Annotated in this window: 15 protein-coding genes and 1 tRNA gene; 5 read left to right on the plus strand and 11 right to left on the minus strand. The window is 27.4% G+C overall.

Translation table 11 applies throughout. The features are described 5' to 3' along the window. Positions 1–53: 53 nt before the first annotated feature. The 4 genes from rpl4p to BP769_RS04650 form a co-directional block, all read right to left on the minus strand. On the minus strand, positions 54–818 hold the full coding sequence (rpl4p, locus tag BP769_RS04635) for a 50S ribosomal protein L4 (protein ID WP_409198725.1): 765 nt from the start codon (positions 816–818) through the stop codon (positions 54–56). Between the two features lie 2 nt (positions 819–820). Next, complete coding sequence (rpl3p, locus tag BP769_RS04640) at positions 821–1,831, minus strand: 50S ribosomal protein L3 (RefSeq protein ID WP_413825505.1); 1,011 nt, start codon at positions 1,829–1,831, stop codon at positions 821–823. 480 nt (positions 1,832–2,311) lie between these two features. Then, complete coding sequence (locus BP769_RS04645) at positions 2,312–3,136, minus strand: putative RNA uridine N3 methyltransferase (protein ID WP_413825508.1); 825 nt, start codon at positions 3,134–3,136, stop codon at positions 2,312–2,314. Between the two features lie 291 nt (positions 3,137–3,427). Next, positions 3,428–4,105, minus strand: coding sequence for an METTL5 family protein (locus tag BP769_RS04650; RefSeq protein WP_409198722.1), 678 nt, complete (start codon positions 4,103–4,105; stop codon positions 3,428–3,430). Between the two features lie 148 nt (positions 4,106–4,253). On the opposite strand from BP769_RS04650, the gene BP769_RS04655 reads away from it, so the two are divergent. Next, positions 4,254–5,750: an acetyl-CoA carboxylase biotin carboxylase subunit gene (locus BP769_RS04655; RefSeq protein ID WP_409198721.1), complete on the plus strand. Its 1,497-nt coding sequence runs from the start codon at positions 4,254–4,256 to the stop codon at positions 5,748–5,750. Between the two features lie 31 nt (positions 5,751–5,781). Next, a complete protein-coding gene (locus BP769_RS04660) occupies positions 5,782–6,705 on the plus strand; it encodes a biotin--[acetyl-CoA-carboxylase] ligase (protein WP_413825511.1) in 924 nt (307 codons plus the stop codon). Between the two features lie 38 nt (positions 6,706–6,743). Here the strand turns inward: BP769_RS04660 and BP769_RS04665 are convergent, their stop codons facing one another. From BP769_RS04665 to BP769_RS04675, 3 genes are all read right to left on the minus strand, one after another. After that, the gene (locus BP769_RS04665; RefSeq protein ID WP_413825514.1) at positions 6,744–7,898 is read right to left on the minus strand and encodes a TIGR03576 family pyridoxal phosphate-dependent enzyme; all 1,155 of its coding nucleotides are present in this window, start codon (positions 7,896–7,898) and stop codon (positions 6,744–6,746) included. A gap of 134 nt (positions 7,899–8,032) precedes the next feature. Continuing rightward, the gene (locus tag BP769_RS04670) at positions 8,033–8,365 is read right to left on the minus strand and encodes a hypothetical protein (RefSeq protein WP_413825516.1); all 333 of its coding nucleotides are present in this window, start codon (positions 8,363–8,365) and stop codon (positions 8,033–8,035) included. A gap of 181 nt (positions 8,366–8,546) precedes the next feature. Next, a complete protein-coding gene (locus BP769_RS04675; RefSeq protein WP_413825519.1) occupies positions 8,547–9,068 on the minus strand; it encodes a FumA C-terminus/TtdB family hydratase beta subunit in 522 nt (173 codons plus the stop codon). A gap of 185 nt (positions 9,069–9,253) precedes the next feature. On the opposite strand from BP769_RS04675, the gene BP769_RS04680 reads away from it, so the two are divergent. Beyond that, a complete protein-coding gene (locus tag BP769_RS04680) occupies positions 9,254–11,071 on the plus strand; it encodes a DUF2070 family protein (protein WP_413825521.1) in 1,818 nt (605 codons plus the stop codon). A gap of 99 nt (positions 11,072–11,170) precedes the next feature. On the opposite strand, the gene BP769_RS04685 is transcribed toward BP769_RS04680, so the two are convergent. Further along, on the minus strand, positions 11,171–12,748 hold the full coding sequence (locus BP769_RS04685; RefSeq protein ID WP_413825524.1) for an MnmC family methyltransferase: 1,578 nt from the start codon (positions 12,746–12,748) through the stop codon (positions 11,171–11,173). 67 nt (positions 12,749–12,815) lie between these two features. On the opposite strand from BP769_RS04685, the gene BP769_RS04690 reads away from it, so the two are divergent. Then, complete coding sequence (locus BP769_RS04690; RefSeq protein ID WP_413825527.1) at positions 12,816–13,295, plus strand: hypothetical protein; 480 nt, start codon at positions 12,816–12,818, stop codon at positions 13,293–13,295. Between the two features lie 42 nt (positions 13,296–13,337). Next, positions 13,338–14,129: a zinc ribbon domain-containing protein gene (locus tag BP769_RS04695; RefSeq protein WP_413825530.1), complete on the plus strand. Its 792-nt coding sequence runs from the start codon at positions 13,338–13,340 to the stop codon at positions 14,127–14,129. Between the two features lie 236 nt (positions 14,130–14,365). On the opposite strand, the gene BP769_RS04700 is transcribed toward BP769_RS04695, so the two are convergent. The 3 genes from BP769_RS04700 to BP769_RS04710 all read right to left on the minus strand — a co-directional run bounded on the left by BP769_RS04700 (position 14,366) and on the right by BP769_RS04710 (position 16,784). Further along, a complete protein-coding gene (locus BP769_RS04700; protein WP_413825533.1) occupies positions 14,366–15,448 on the minus strand; it encodes a hypothetical protein in 1,083 nt (360 codons plus the stop codon). Between the two features lie 157 nt (positions 15,449–15,605). Continuing rightward, positions 15,606–15,678 (minus strand) — tRNA-Ala (locus BP769_RS04705). Positions 15,679–15,749: 71 nt separating this feature from the next. Then, entirely contained in the window at positions 15,750–16,784 is a 1,035-nt protein-coding gene (locus BP769_RS04710) for a DUF354 domain-containing protein (protein WP_413825536.1), read from the minus strand. Between the last annotated feature and the right edge of the window lie 10 nt (positions 16,785–16,794).

Raw genomic sequence — 16,794 nt, forward strand, 5'->3', positions numbered from 1 at the left:
TTATCCACCTTCACTTTATAATCATTCCATTTTAAACATCCAATATTGGATATTTATTGGAATAATCCTCCTAATTTTTCAACTGCGGATTTAGTGAAAACAGTTAATCTACCTGGATGAGTACCTGGTGCTAATAATTCAGCATTTAAATTTTTAACAGATACAATATCGACACCAGCATGGTTACGTGCACCTAAACTGATACCTTTATCCTCATCAACAACTATTAGAGGTCCCTTAGCATTACGGTATTTTCTACCTCTAAGTTTACCTCTACCAGCTTTCACTTTTCTACTATTTTTAGCTTTTGTGATATCATCAAATATTCCTAATTTTTTGAATATTTCACGAGTTTCACTTGTTTTTTTGATTGAAGCTAATTCATCATCAACAACTAAAGGTACTTGAGGTACATTATCAATTCTATGACCTCTACCAGAAACTAATTCTTCATTAGTAGTTGCAGCAACTGCAGATCTAATAGCGAATCTTCTTTCTTTAGTATTGATTTTTTCATGATGATTTTTTTCAGCACGTACTGGGTGAGCTTGACGACCACCGACAGCTAAAGGAATAAAAGCAGTTTTAGAACCATTTTTTATTCTAGGTACCATAGCTGCACCTCTTCCTGAACCCCAAGAAGTAGCTGTAGTTCTTTTACCAGCCATAGGATCGTTTCCCCAAGGTTGTACTCTAGCAGTTTGTGCAGAAATTACAGCTCTTTTTATAAGGTCTGGTCTATATTCTTCATCAAAAATAGCTGGAAGTTCAATATTTCCATCAACTTCCCCTTTTAGATTATAAGTATTAACCTTCATGATTAAGCTCCTTGTTTAGAACGAGTACTAATATAATTAATTTGTGGTGCATTAGCATCAGATTTTTTAGGACGCATAGCTTTTCTTAAGATAATTAATCTTTTAGATGGACCAGGTACAGAACCTTTTACTAAAATATAATCATTTTTAACAAGACCATATTTTATAAATCCTCCATCAGGATTAATTTCATCTACTTGAGATGCATCTGCAATCTTTAAAATCTTTTTGTTAAATTCAGTTCTCTTATGGTATCCAGTTTGACCAGCTTGAGCAACTGTCCACATAGTTCTTCTAGGTGTCCATGGACCAATAGAACCTACATGTCTTTTCTTACCACTTCTAGCAGCTTTACCATATTGGATTCTAATATTCCATCTTTTAATTACACCTTGGAATCCTTTTCCTTTGGTGGTAGCGATAGAATCTACATATTGTCCTTCAGAAAATACATCGCTTGCTTTAACTTCATTACCTAATAATTCTAAAGCAGCATTTAATTTTTCTTCTGAAGAAGTTCCTCCTATAGCACATTCAAAAATTTCAGGTTTCTTTTTAGGAACACTGGTTACTTTAGGATTTGTATGTACTAAAAGTTTAATATCATCAGTATATTCTAAGGCATCTTGTATTTTTGCAATAGCTTCAGATTGATTATATTCTTTAGGAAGAGTAATCTTCCGGGAGAGTTCTTCATCTAAATTATCTGCAATAACCTCGGTGATAGCTCTTAAACCACGAGTAGTTTTTTCATATGATCTAATACCCATTATAACAACAGGCGGTACTTCCAAAACAGTTACTGGTGTGAAAACTTCCATATTATAAGTAGGAGAGTTTTTATCAGCATCTACACACATTGCATGTGTCATACCCACTTTATAACCAGCAAGACCTAAAAGTTTTGGTTCTTCATAACTTGGCCAAGATTTGATTCTAGGTGTTTCTTTAGCAGCTCTTTTTCTAGGGCTGTATGCAACTGAACCTTTTCTTGGTTGGTGATGTCTTACCATTTAATCTTTTCCTCCTTTATTTTATATTTTTATTTCCCGTAATTAATTAGTTTTAATAATTGTAACCTATTAATTATTGGTTTATTCTTTATCTTTTTATTTTAATTTAAAATACGTATTTTAAATCATTTTTTTAATCATTTCATATTAAAGAGTATCTAAATAGTATAATAATACAGATTCTTTAATTAAATGTCTTTTATTTTTTAAATTTAAATAAATAACTTTAAAGATTAGAAATAGAACTTTATTATTCTTTTAATTTAATCTAAAGTTAGATAAACATGAATATTTTTCTTTACAACTAAAATTTTCATACCCCTATTTAGGAGTAAATTTAATAGTTGATAGCTCTGACTAATAAATCTAGCATGAGCTTTTTATCAATAACTGGAAAAATAATTGTTATTAATAATCTAATTTTTTGATACACAATATGCAAGTTAAGTTTTAACCTGCAAATAGACTAATAATTCCTTATTAGTCCATCATTAAATTGAATATAGATAATGTAGCTGATACAGCTTCTTCAGTTCGGACGGTTTCAGTTCCTTGATTAGGTATTGTATTTACTTTCACAACATCCCAATTAGAACTTTCAACATTTTCTTCAATTGAAGAGTAAGGTCCTCCAAATAATATTGCTATATTATCAGATTCCTTTACCTTATATTCTAATTCATTAAAAATAGAATCTATTGTATCTGCATATCTTGTAGTTAAAACAACAAGATCGGGTTTAACTAATTTCAAGCTATTTTTAAGACTTTTATGAGTAGATAATGTCTTATAACCCCAGTAAATGTCATCTGGTTCATCAGGTGTGACTATTACCTCTTTAGCTAACTTTGTAATTTTAAAGCTGAAAACTTTTTTTACTGTAAGTTGCTCTCTGCAGAATGCTAATTTATCCATACCTATATCAACAAATGTTCCTTTTCTATTACGCTTCACAGTAAATCCTTGTCTGTAATCACCTAATTCAGGTTCTACATTATTAGGATGGTGTGGAGCTCTTAAAGGAGGTAGTATTCCAACATGCTTCAATTCTGACTTTATTGGAAACGCCTGTTTTCTTAAATATTGAGGTGTATCCATGAAAGAAAGTACTTCAGCAATGAAATCCCCATCTTTGAAGTTATTTTCATCTCCATGAGACATATCATTGTAAATTACAACTTGATTAGCTCTATATACAGCTAATAATCTTCCTAAAATTCCAACTTTACTAGTCTTAAATTTTAAGTCAGTTGTCTCAGACAAGAATGAATTTGGTATAAAGATTGATAAATTTCGTTTCTGCATTAATAATTATTTATTCAAATCTATATATAAATATTACCCTAAAATTTTTATAATATCAACTAGGAAAATATTAAGTTAAGTTCCAATACTCTAAAAGTTAGAGTATTTTATAGATCTACTATAACAAATTTATTTAAATATATAATATATAGATTATAATTATATTAGTTTAATATAGTATATATACTTTACTTCTTTTAATAGAAAAAGAGAACAAATAACACATAAAACAAGAAATAAAAAATAAATCAGAAATTAAATTGAAAAAGAAAAAAAATAATAATGAAAAAATTAAATTGAAAAATTTTCAACTCTTAAAACAATCACATCAACATTATAAGTTTCTTTTTTATGAAAACTATAAACTTTAGGTAAAGGAAAATGATACCTAAATTTATGAGACACAACACCACCTTTACTTTCAAAATATTCACACACAAATTTTTCAGTAGATAACATGTGAAAAGAATATATCACCTCTGCTGAATTCATTGCAACATCAATAAATTTTTTATCTTTACCTTTTTTTACCTTTTCTTGAGAACCAAAAGGAGGATTCTGGAATAGAGTTTCAACCTTAAAATTATTATCATAACTTAAATTATAAGTTTTTACAATATTTATTAAATCATTAGATTGTAGAACATTTAAAACATCAAAATTTACATTCTTAAGATTTAAATTATTTGATGTTTTTAAAGCCGTACCAATTGAATCATTATCTATATCTAAACCTAAAGATTTGCAAGCCCCAAGCAAACTTGAACCTATAGCAAATATTCCAGTTCCACACCCCAAATCTATAATATTTCTACCCTCAATATCACCAATTGAATATGCATTCCATAATAAATCACTTGCAATATAAGAAGGTGTTGTATATTGTTCTAAGTTAACTTTAGGATTTGGATGAGAAGGTATTTTTTGAAGTATCATTTCTAATTGTTTTTTCTTTTTAATTTTTATCATAATAATAAAACCTTAATAGTGGTACTAAATATTTGTTATCTAAAAAAATATAATAAAGATAATTTAATTATATAATAATATATTATAATAAATATTTAATTATTGAATAAATTTAATAATTATTACTTTACAAAAAGAGGTTATGAAATTGTTTGACAAGATATTAATAGCTAACAGAGGAGAAATAGCTATCAGAATCATGCGAGCATGCCGTGAATTAGATGTTAAAAGTGTTGCAGTCTATTCTGATGCAGATAAAACATCTTTATACACTAACTATGCAGATGAAAGATACCCACTAGGTAATCCTAGTCCTTTACAAAGTTATTTAAATATAGATAAAATTATTAATGCAGCAGTTGAATCTGGTGCAGAAGCAATTCACCCAGGTTATGGATTTCTTGCAGAGAATCCTAAACTAGGAGAAGAATGTGAAAAGAATGGAATCACCCTTGTAGGACCTACAGGAGATGTAATACGTCAAATGGGGGATAAAATTACAAGTAAACAAATAATGCGTAAAGCAGGAATACCTGTAATTGAAGGAACCCAAGAAGGATTAACAGATATAAATGAAGCAAAAGAAATTGCAAAAAACATTGGATATCCAGTAATTATTAAAGCATCTGCAGGTGGTGGTGGAATTGGTATGCGAGCTGTTTATAGTGAAGATGAATTACAACGTGCTATCGAATCCACTCAATCTGTAGCTGCAGCCAATTTTGGAGACAGCACTGTATTTATAGAAAAATACTTAGAAAAACCTAGACATATAGAATTCCAAGTTCTTGGAGATAATTATGGTAATGTAATTCATGCCGCAGATCGAGAATGTAGTATTCAACGAAGACATCAAAAATTATTAGAAGAAGCACCTTCTCCAATAATGACAGAAGAATTACGTGCACAAATGGGTGAAAGTGCAGTTAAAGCAGCATCATCCATTAATTATACTGGTGCTGGAACAATAGAATTTATGTATGATAATGGTAACTATTATTTCTTAGAAATGAATACTCGTATTCAAGTAGAACACCCTATAACTGAAATAGTAACTAATATTGACCTTGTAAAAGAACAAATAAAAATAGCTGCAGGGGAAGAACTAAACTTAGAACAAAAAGATATAAAAGTAACAGGACATGCAATCGAATGCCGTATAAATGCAGAAGATCCATTATCTGATTTTGCACCAAATCCTGGAAAAATTACAGGATATAGATCACCTGGAGGCCCAGGAGTAAGATTAGACAGTGGAGTTTATATGAATTATACTATTCCTACATTTTATGATAGTATGATAAGTAAATTAGTTACAAATGGAAGTACTCGTCAAGATGCAATAGATAGAATGAAAAGAGCATTGAGCGAATACATAATATTAGGAGTAAAAACCACAATTCCATTCCATAAAGCAATTATTAGAAATCCTTACTTCTTAAAAGGAGAACTTAACACTCATTTCATTGATGACCATAAAAAGGGAATTGAAGAAGAAATGAAGAAAGTAATTGAAGAAGATAGAGAAAACGTGAACCGTTTAAAAGCTACTTTCATGCCAGGAAAGAAAATAGCTGCAATTAGTGCAGGAGTTGGTTCTTACTTAACAAATGCACAAGCTTTACAAAATAAAAAGAGAAATTAAGAGAAAATATTTTTAAAATGAGGAATTTCAGATGAAACAAGAAATGATAGATTTGCTTAAAAAGAAAAATAAAATTTCAGATAAAGATGCTGATGAAGTTTTAGCACTAGATGAATCTGAAATCATTGATTTTCTTAAAGAATTAGGTTCACAAGAAAGCAGTGAAAACACTGCCAAAAAAATTAAAGAAAACTTAAAAACTGATTATATTGGTAAAAACATATACTTTTATGATGAAGTAAAATCTACAAACAATATAGCTAAATTCTTTGGAGAATCAGACGAAGAAGAAGGTGTAGTTATAATTGCAGATACCCAAACTAAAGCTAGAGGAAGATCAGGTAAAGCTTGGAAATCTCCAAAAGGAGGTTCTTGGTTAAGTATATTAATTAGACCAAATGTTCCCCCAACTCATGCTTCACTAATTACTCTTGCTACTGGAGTTGCTGTTTGTAAAACTTTAAGAACTATTGGAGTTAATGCTCAAATTAAATGGCCAAATGATATACTTATTAAGGATAAAAAAGTATCTGGAATACTTACAGAAGCAAAAGCTTCATTTAATAATTTAGATTATGTTGTGGTAGGTATTGGAATTGATACAAATTTAACTATGAATGATTTCCCAGAGGAACTAAAAGATAATGTTACAAGTTTAAAAGATGAAGCTAACCGTGAGATTAAAGAGAAAAAAATTATCAGAATTTTCCTTGAAGAATTTGAAAAATTTTATAATTATTTCAAAGAAGAAGATTATGAAAAAATCTTAAATGAATGGAGACACTTATCTAAAACTATTGGAAGTGAAGTAATTATTCGTCAACCTTTAGGAAAAATTATTGAAGGTTATGCTATTGGAATTAATAGGGAAGGTAGTTTAATTATTGAAAAAAATGATGGTTCTCTTGAAAAAATTTTTGCAGGGGAATTACGTCATAAAGGTAATGTGTACTAAAAAAATTAAATTAAAAATTTTCCCCTTTTTTTCTTTTTTTATTCAAAAATTAAATTATAACATTTATCTGTATTATTCATAACATTTTTTAATGAATTAATTGATGAATTTATTTTTTTAATTATTTCTTCAACTGTTAACTTATTACTATCGGGTGAAGCTATATCAAATCGGATAGTTGCAGAAGCTCCAGGCATTCCTACTGCAGGTATTGTTATTATTCCCTCTTTTTTAAGTAATATCATTGACCAGATGAAGTTAAAATCTTTAGCGGATAAATCTTTATTTTCACAATTTAATTCATTATACATATCTCCTTCTTTAACCATCACCCCTGTAGGTGTTTCTTGGAAAGAATTATATTTAAGTTTTAATTGATTAAATAATTCTGTTTTCTTATTTAATGATAATCTTAAATTTTCAGGATTATAATCTTCTAAACCTTTCACCATAGCTAAAATACTTGGAGGTTGAGCTTCTAAACCAAATTGTGTGGCTTTGGATTTAACTAAATCTATTAAATCCTCTTTACCTGCCATTAAACCTCCCCGAGGACCTTTCATTAATTTATCAGTGCTTGTTACAACTAAATCTGCACCTAATTCAGTTGCCTTTTTCTGATTAAAAATTGCTGTTCTTATACGGGCTCCAGAAGCATCATCAACTAAAACTGGAATATTTTCTTTATGTGCAAGATTTATAACTTTTTTAAAAGTTTTTTCATCAATAGTTTGATGATCCATAGTGGAACCTGTGATTATAACTAAATTAACATCATAAGGGACACGAAATTTATCAATGTCTGTGTATTCTAAATAATTAGCATGCATTATTTTACATGATCTAGGTATACTTGGATGAGCAGGGTGTTCTTTTAAAAAATGTAAAACAAAACCTTTTTCAGGAACTAGTGCTAATATTGTTGCAAGAATTCCAGAACTGGTTCTATTTACTGCAAAAACTTTTTCCCCACCTAAATGTTTAATACCTTCTTTCTGTAATTTTTCTTCAAAAATAGCTGGACCTACATAAGTTTCTAAAAGTTTTAAATCATTTTCTGTAGCAAGAAAACCTCCAGATAAACCAGTAAAATCATATAAATTTTTCCTAGTATCTTGATTAATTATTTTTCTAATATTTCTTAATGCGGATTCACGTTTTTTTACTTCATCTAAAGAACTAGTAACTAGCATAATTTTTCACTATTTATAATATAATATATTATAAAGTTATTAAATTTTTTTAATAAAAAATAGCATAATTAAAAAAAAGGGTTAAAATAAAATTAATAAAAAAAGTATTTAAAAAATAGATATAATTTTCTAATTTAAGATTCATCATCTAGAAATTCTAAATGGAAATTAGAACTGAAAGCTTCAACAACAATATCTAAATTTTTCCCATCTAAAGGAATAGTTTCAAAGTTATCGCCTTCATTATATGAATATTCTGCTTCAATGATTTTACCATCAGCAGTAGTATAGAATAATATACTATCAGATATTTCTTCAGGATTTTTAGATGGTAAATATATTTCAACAGATCCTCCTAATTGTTCAAAAAATTTATCTTTTTCTTCATCACTTTTATTTACTTTTTTAAATTTTCGGATTCTAGATTTAAGTTTTTTTTCTGCAGTTTCTTTTAAAGCACCAGGCATGTTCAATTCACCTTTTTTTATTTATTAATTTTTGTATTATTAAAATTTTTTAAAAATCATTATAAATTATTCTTTTAAAAAAATGTTTTTTTACAAACTAATATTAAATAATAAAAGTTTTATTATATAAACTATTCGGCAAATATAATTAACTTATTAAGTAATTTAAATATTAATTTAATTAATCATACAAACTATTTCCATTAGAATCCATCCCTACAACTAATGGTCCAAATTTATCAACAGACAATTCCCATAATGCTTCAGGCATTCCAAGATCTAACCAATCCACATTAGAAACTTCCTTTACTTTATCCACATATAATGCTGCACACCCTCCAGTTGCAACAAGATAAACAGATTTATCTCTTTTTAAAGCTTTTTTAACTGAATCATCCATTCCTCCTTTACCTATGACAATTTTTACACCTTTATCTAAAACATCAGCTTGATATGGATTCATCCTCATACTAGTAGTAGGACCTATTGCAACTATATCATAATTTCCTTCATCATCTTTTTGGATTATAGGACCTGCATGGAATAATGCTACACCATCTAATGAAAATGGTGCACCTTGTTCAATGATTCTTTTATGTGCTTGATCTCTTGCAGTAACAATAGTTCCAGAAACTGTCACTATATCCCCTATTTTTAACTTTGTTAAATCTTGATTTTTAACTGGTACTTTTATATCGATCATAATAAATTTATCCTTAAAGTGTATTTTTTATTTAATATTATTTTTAATTTTTTTAGATATAATAAATATTATTAAAAACATTATTATAATTATAGTATACTATTATAAATTTTATTAAATAAATAATAATAATATTACCTTAAGATATAAAGAAAAATTTTTTTAAAATGGAGTAAGAGTTAAACATGTCAAGTATGAGTAGTGTTGCAGGATTATCAAAGTATATTAAAACACTCCCTAAAGTTAAAATATCATTATTCAGTATGATATTTATTAGTTTTATAACAGGAGCCATAATATTTTTATTAAAACCAATCAACACATATAGTCAATTAGAAAACCTTTTTTATGGAGGTTCATTTGGATTTTTTGTTTTTGGATTAGGAAGCATTGTTTCTGGTGCTACAGACCAACAATGGGTTTATTTATTAAAAGGTATTAATCTTAAAAGGAAACATAGTATGTTTCTTTCTCTTACTAGTATGGTGATATTATGTTTAATATCTGTACTAGGATTAATTGCTGGAATAATTCTTAAAATGGACCTATTTGTAAATAGTATATTATTTGGCTGTGTATTAATTTTTGCTTGGAATTTTTTAGTGTTATGGGGAACCAGCCATATTGGGCCTTTAAAATCATTTATTATTAGTTTAGTTCAACCTTTATTAATTATAAGTATGTTAATTGTAGTGACATTTTTAGGTAATCTTGAAATAGTTTTCCAACTAGGAATTTTTGGAACAATATTAAAAGTTATTATAGCATGTTTAGTATTTTTAGTAGCTATTTACTCATTTATGAAAGTAGTTGAAAATCCAATGAAGAATAATCTTGGATTTGGTGCCTTAGATTTACTAAGTTTTTTTATTGCACATATGAATGAAGGATCATCATACTTAGAAAACTTATTTGATACTTCAGGAGAAGAAATTGACACAATAGTGGGCACATTAAGTTTTAAAAACATGAATGGTGATATTAAAGCATTATTTATCAGCCCATCCGTACATCCGGGACCTATTGGAGACATTGGTGGAGCTAATATGCCAACAATACTTGCTAATGAATATGATTACTTCACAATGGTAGCTCATGGACCATCAACACATGATTTCAATCCAGTAAGTGTTAATGAAATACAAAAAATTAAAGATGCTGTTAATGAAAGCTTGGCAAAAATGAACTATTCTAATAAATGTAGTAAATTTGTCAGATACTCAGAAAAACAAGCAAATATTGGAGTTCAATTTTTTAATGATGGAATTATCATGCTTTCAACATTTGCACCCTCAGGTAGTGATGATATTGAATTTAGTATTGGATTATCAATGATTATTGAAAGTCAAAAAACTTGTAAAATTGAAAATAGTATAGTTGTTGATTGTCATAATAGTTTTAATGCTGAAAAAGGAGGAGTATTACCTGGAAATCCTGAAGTATTCCAATTATTAGATACTGTTAAAAAGATTGAAAACTTAGAACGAAATTATCCATTACAAGTTGGAATAAGTTATAATCCGATGGAAGGTTTAGATAAAAACAATGGTGTAGGTGACAGTGCACTTAAAGTAATGGTTATTCAAGCAGGAGAACAAAAAACCGCAATAGCATTATTTGACAGTAACAATATGGAATTAGGTTTTAGGGAAACAATACTTAAAGAATTAAATGATTTACCTATAGATGAATTAGAAGTTTTAACTACTGATACTCATTCAGTGAATACATTAGCTAATGGATATAATCCTATTGGAGTCTCTGAAAAAAGTAAAATCATAGAATATTTACGTGAAAGTATATTAACTGCTTTAGAAGATCTTGAACCTGTTGAAGCAGGAACCGATATTAATAAAATTAAAAATTTAAAAACTTTTGGGCCAAATAACAGTACTGAATTAATATCCACAATAAGTTCAATTGTAGCTGTTAGTAAAATTATGGCACCATTAATATTTATTACAGCATTAATATTTGTTTTCATATGGATTTATTTTTTATAAAATAAAAAAACCATATTTATTTTTTTCTTTTTTAAATTGTTAAATAATTAATTTTAAAAAAATATAAAAAATTTAAATGGAAAAAAAAACATTTTATAGTTAATTATGATGTTTATGATGATTTTTATGTCTATCATAGTCATGAAAATGTTTATGTCCATGATTAGACCAATGATTTAATCCTCGACCAAAATTATCTATATTATATAACCATAGATGATTATGGTGATGTTTATGTTTTTTATGGTGCATATGTGCCCCAAAATCATCATTATTGTATAAACGATGATGATGACGGTAATCTTTATTTGGATTTCCTGTAATTGGACGATTTTTTCTATGTTTTTTATCTATTATTTTGTTTATATGAAATGAACCACATTGAGGGCATTTATATCCCATATTAGAATTTTGTGGCCAACTAAAACCACATTTCATACATTTATATGCATTAAGTTGATTATTATTCATTTTAAGAATTTTATTCAAACGATTATGTATTTCAAGTATACGTGTTCTAGAATTATTATTGTCCAAGTACTTTAAGTTATATTGTTTTTCTGGTTCTATTAAATAAAATGCTTCTTTACTTTTAAGTCCAGGTATTCCAATTTTAGCTAAGTTTCGTTCCATTCTTCTTTTTAGTGCTGAATTTTTAGGTTCTTTACCTAAATAAGTTGTTGTTTTAACAGCACTAGAAATTAATGTATGATGTCTTTCTTTATGTCTTAATTTTTGTCTATTTTCCGTAACTTCTTGTGTTGACCAATTTAAGTTAGGGTCATAAAAAGGTATTCCCACATCAGATAATGCAATTTTTATTTCATCATCTTTAGGAATGGATTCATTTAACATAAAAGAACTGGGGGATGCTAGTGTTCCTCCTTGTTTTCTACCATAAATTGGACCTAAACCTACATGAAATCCATTTTTTATAAATGCAGATCGTACTGGTGATGAACTAGTATATGTAGCTATTAATCCTTCTTGTTTTATGACTCTTCGAAATTCTTTAATGAATTCGAAACTAAAAAGTTCTGGTGACATTGTTTGACTAAATGGATCTAAAAATATTGCATCATAATAATTATTAGGTAATTGTTTTATTGTACAACGAGCATCAGCTATGTAAATATTTATCTCCATACTTTTAGGTATAGGTGTTTTTTCTTTTGGATTTACAATATAACCTTCATATATTAAACTGTTTTCAATTGCATGTTTCATTATATCATGGGCAGATATTGGTGAGGGTACAAGTAATCCTGCAGCAAGTGTAGCTTTACTTATTTCAACACAATCAATTACTAATTTTGTATTAGGTGAGGCGTGTTCTATGAAATCTTGTATCATGGCTGTTGAGTTATATCCAATTCCTCCACAAATATCTAATACATGAATATCTTTTTGATAGTTAAATTTCATTGGTTTAATAAATTTTTCAAAAGATTCTGATATTGCACCTGTTTTTGTGTGGAGAATTTCTATTTTATTGTTGATTTCCCTTGATTTTATACTGTAAGATGTATCTTCAGTTTGGTAAAAATAATCTTTATTATTGTTAAAAAAAGTTACTCTATTATATCTATTAGGAAATTCATTTTCTTTTTTAAAGTATTCATTTATTTTATCATAAATTGTATCATTTATTACTCTGGATTCATCAAGATATGTCATAAAAGATATATTTAGAAAACATCCATAATAAACATTAACAAAAAAATTTAAGGGAGAAAAAGATATTATGGATTCTGAATTGAAAATATTAGAAATACTTTACAATATGTGCCAAAAAGATAATGGACCAAAAAGAATACGATACATGAAATTTATAAACTTAACATATGATTTAGACACCAGTGAAAACGAAAACATTGAAATATTAAAAAAATTAGCTGAAAAAGAATTTGTTGAATTAAGGATTAGTAAAGAGGGTGATTTAAAATCAGTAGAAATAAGTCTTAAAGGGTTAAAATATTTAATAAGTAAACTAGATGCTTATAAACAAATACATAATACAATATTAAATGTTTTATTAGACTCAGAAACACCTATTACAAATATTGAAATTTATGAGAAAACTGGAATAGATATTTGCACAATTAATACATTACTTTATCAATATAAAGATTATATAAGTTTTGATGAAACAATGAATCAATATCAAATACATAATATACAGATAAAAAAACCAGAGGAATTAAAAAATCAAATTCAAACATGATTTTGAAAATTAATAAAAAAATTTTTTAGGAAAATGATGAAAATGGAAAAAGAAAAATGTCCACAATGTGGAACCATTGTTGAAAAGGACACTAAGTTTTGTTATAATTGTGGAGCAAAAATAAATGTTACACAAATAAATCCTCCACAGATACAGAAAAATGTGAATTCTATAAAAAGCAATACGAAAAATACTAAAAGTTTTTGTACTCAATGTGGGAACCAAATTAATGGAAACTCCAATTACTGTCCAAAGTGTGGAAATTCTTTGAACAGTGCGAATCCTCAAAATGCACATTATAATGTAGGGATGCTGCAAGAATCAAATGTAATACCTATACGTAGGTTAGCATTACTTATGATATTGACTGGAGGATTATATACTTTTTATTGGTATTATAAAAATAGCACATCCTTAAAAGAGTATTATCATGAGGACACTAGTCCTGTATTATTCACTATACTTTTATTAATACCTATAGTAAATTGGATAATTATATATGAACTTTTTAACCAATATGAAAAAAAATTAAAACTTGAAAATATCCCTTCATATTCTTCAGGTGGGAATTTAATAGTGTGGATTTTATTACCATTTCTTCAAATATGGGTACTTATTAACATACAAGAATCATTAAATGAATTATGGAAAAAAGAACAACCAGAATTACCAGTACGAAGATCATTTTCAGATGTGGAAATTATGATAATGATAATAATTCCAGTACTTTTATTTATAATAATTTTCATGAGTATAATAGGAACAATAAATTCAATGATAAACCAATCTTACTATTATGATAATACATATTATCTGTTAAGATTATTAATCTAAGAAAATTAATTTGAAATTTTTTTTAAATACTTTTTATTTTTTTTTTAATTTTTAAACTTAAAATAGAATAAAGAATTTTTTTAAATTTTTTGAAAAATCAAATATTAAGGATTTATTATTAAAATATTTTTTATAGAAAATTAAAAAATGAAGTATTGTAAATTTTTTTAAGAATTAGTAAATAAATAATTAAAATGTATTTTAATTTTGAAAAAAAGTAAAAAGTGTATGAAGATTTAGTTGCTTCGTTTAAGAGTTACAACATTTCCCCATACTAAAGAAGCTAAAACAATAAATGTTAATAATGCCGTTCCATTTATAGTTCTGTTAAATACAAATAAACCAATAATTGCTTGGGTAGTGAATGCAGTTAATGATCCAATCAATAATACTTCTTTACCTAAATATTTTTTATTTTTTCTTTCACGCTTATCACGGTATTTTTGTAAAATTTTTAATCCAACAATCAACGTTATTACCACAAATGCAACTAAGGCAATCATCGTTAAATATCCAAAATCATATGCATATCCGAAAGTTCCTGGAAGCATATAATCAATAATATCTTTTTTAGATACTAATAAACCAAAGAACATTGGGAAAGGTAATCCAAATAATAAGATGAATTGCATTGGTAAACTTATATACCCATCTGCAAAACCTAATCCTTGTGATCCCCAATATGATGAATTTTGAACATGCCCAATTAGATTTGTATTATGAAGTACCATTTGAATACTTGAGAGACTGTTATTTTCAAGACGATTAATACGTAACATTGGACTGAATACTTGCATTCCAGATACTTTTGCTAATAATTCCATTAAACCAAATGCTGCAACACCTAATCCTAAAAATATTAATACTCTTTTTATGGTTAAAAATGATTTTTCTCGGAAAGATTTAGATATAATAAGATATCCTATGAATAAACCAAGAATCCATAATATTAAGAAGGATCTATGCATCATTCCTCCAAATAAAGTTATTAGAGCAAGTAATATGTATACAAGTCTTTTAAGCCCTTGTACATTTACTCCTGAACGTTCCATAATTTTTAATGAAGCTAGAGCGGTTATTATAGCAAGTAAAGCTATCGGTCCAAATGTATGTGTAAATTCATGTTGACCAAACGATAGAAATAGTAAAGCAATATCACCTGCAAATAGTAAAGTGAATACTATAGCTAAGAATAAAGACAAGAATGTTACAATACTTAGTGATAATGGCACTAAGTTAATTATAAATATCATACTTGCAAATATTATTGCTGCTATTTCTAATATAAATTGAAAATGATTTTGAGCTATAAACGCCATTTTTTATCACACATATATTATAATATTTTTTAATTAACTAATTTACTTTTGAATTTTATAATATGAGTTTATTTATAATATTAAATTTTTTCATTATAAAACAAAAATTATTCTTTTAATTTTCATTTTACAGTATAAATAATCTTCAATATTTAAATGGACTGACCGGGATTTGAACCCGGGGCCTCCGCCATGCCAAGGCGACGATCTACCATCTGAGCTACCAGCCCCATTATAATAACATTAATAATTTATTACTACTTAAAATTTATGTAAAGTAATAAAATAATTAAAAACATTATTATGGTTTTCCATTTTTACCTAAATCATAAATGTTATTTAGTACTATTTTAAATAAGTCATCGTGGTTAACATCTATAGGTTCATGAGGATTAACAATAAAACTCAAAGCTTTATTAATAATATCATCAAGATTATTAGACCTATACATTAAACCTTGATTAATATAAAATTTATCTACAGACAAGCAAGTACCAGGATAACAAGAAATAACAGGAGTTTGAAGAATAGCAGCCTCCCTATTCATAGTACCCCCAGCACCAATAACTAAATCTGCTTTTTTAATAATACTACTAGTATCCACTGGAGGTTCCAAAATAGTCACATTATCAATACCTTCAAAAATTTTAGATTGTTCTTTAAATCTTGGAAGAACAAGGATATTAGCATATTCTTTTAATACTTCAACAATAGGAGACAACACAGATTTGCGGCAATCTGCATCCAAATAACTAGCAAGAGAAGGTTCTGGACGCATAAATATGGTTTTACTTTTCTTTAAAATTAAACCTAAATCATCAAATATATCATCATTATAGTTAAAACTCTTAAAATGCATCAATTCAGAAGTCCCATTATAAGGTAAAATTTTATTAGGATCTGCACCATATTCCATTAACTTCCAAACATCTATAATTTTAGGAGCAATAATCCGATCACATAAAGGAAGAGTTAATTTATTAGCAGCAACAGCATGCTCATTATCTAAAATATACAAACTAGGAATACCTAAACCAAAACTAATTCTAGGAAGTTCTATACTATGCTTAGAAACAGCTACATCAATTTTTTCATCTGCAATAATATCAAATAAATCAGTTACACGTGTTGTGCTCTCTCTAAGCTTATCTTTTAAACTAACCCCATGTTTCCCTACACTAATATAATCAATACCATACATATCCATAAGTTTATGAATATCACCAAATTGACGAGTAGTTACAATAACATCTTCTCCCTCATCAATTAAATATTTAATAACATCCTTAAAAAAGCGAACATGAGGAGCATTTGATATATCAATCCAAATTTTCAATGAAAACCCA

The organism is Methanobrevibacter sp. UBA417 (assembly GCF_002508845.1).
Taxonomy (GTDB): domain Archaea; phylum Methanobacteriota; class Methanobacteria; order Methanobacteriales; family Methanobacteriaceae; genus Methanobrevibacter_A; species Methanobrevibacter_A acididurans.